Genomic DNA, 1,022 nt, shown 5'->3' on the forward strand with positions numbered 1-1,022 from the left:
AGCTCCTCGGGCCGGTAGGAGCGCAGCCATGCCTCCAGCTGCCGCAGGTGGGCGGGGTTCTCCCGGACGCCGGCCAGCGGCACCTGGTGGGCGCGCCAGGTGCCCTCCACGGGTACCCCGTCCACCATGGCCGGACCGGTCCACCCCTTCGGCGTGCGCAGCACGATCACCGGCCAGTGCACACGCTCGGTGACACCGTCCTCGCGTGCCGAGCGCTGCATGATCGCGATCCGGTCCAGCGCGTCGTCCAGCGCCGCCGCCATGGCCCGGTGCACCTGCATCGGGTCGTCACCCGTGACGTGGATCGGGTCGTGCCCGTAGCCGCGCAGCAGCGAGTCGAGCTCGGCCTCGGGCAGGCGGGCCAGGACCGTCGGATTGGCGATCTTGTAGCCGTTGAGATGCAGGATCGGCAGGACCGCGCCGTCGTTGACCGGGTCGAGGAACTTGTTCGAGTGCCACGCGGCGGCCAGCGGCCCGGTCTCCGCCTCACCGTCACCGACCACACAGGCGACCAGCAGACCCGGGTTGTCGAAGGCGGCGCCATAGGCGTGGGACAGCGAATATCCCAGCTCGCCGCCCTCGTGGATCGAGCCCGGCGTCTCCGGCGCCACATGGCTGGGCACCCCGCCGGGGAACGAGAACTGCCGGAACAGCCGCCCCATCCCCGCCCCGTCCCGCGAGACGTCCGGGTAGGTCTCGCTGTAACTGCCCTCCAGCCAGGAGTTGGCCAGCACGGACGGGCCGCCGTGCCCCGGCCCCCACACGCACAGCGCGTCCAGCCCGCGGGCTTTGATCACCCGGTTCAGGTGGGTGTACACAAGGTTCAGACCAGGTGAGGTACCCCAGTGGCCCAGCAGCCTCGGCTTGATGTGCTCCGGCCGCAGCGGCTCGGTCAGCAGCGGGTTGGCCATCAGGTAGATCTGGCCCGCCGCCAGGTAGTTGGCGGCCCGCCAGTGCGCGTCCAGGGTGCGCAGCTCGTCGTCGGACAGTACGGCGGCGTCCTGGTGTTCGGCCTTGGACAT

At 71.1% G+C, this 1,022-nt stretch carries 1 protein-coding gene; it reads right to left on the bottom strand.

Features of this window, described 5'->3' with window-relative positions:
* On the bottom strand, nt 1-1,022 hold a 1,022-nt coding region (locus ACZ4O3_RS44120; RefSeq protein ID WP_467728045.1), incomplete at both ends, for a phosphoketolase family protein.

It is taken from the genome of Streptomyces sp. NPDC026515, assembly GCF_055567595.1.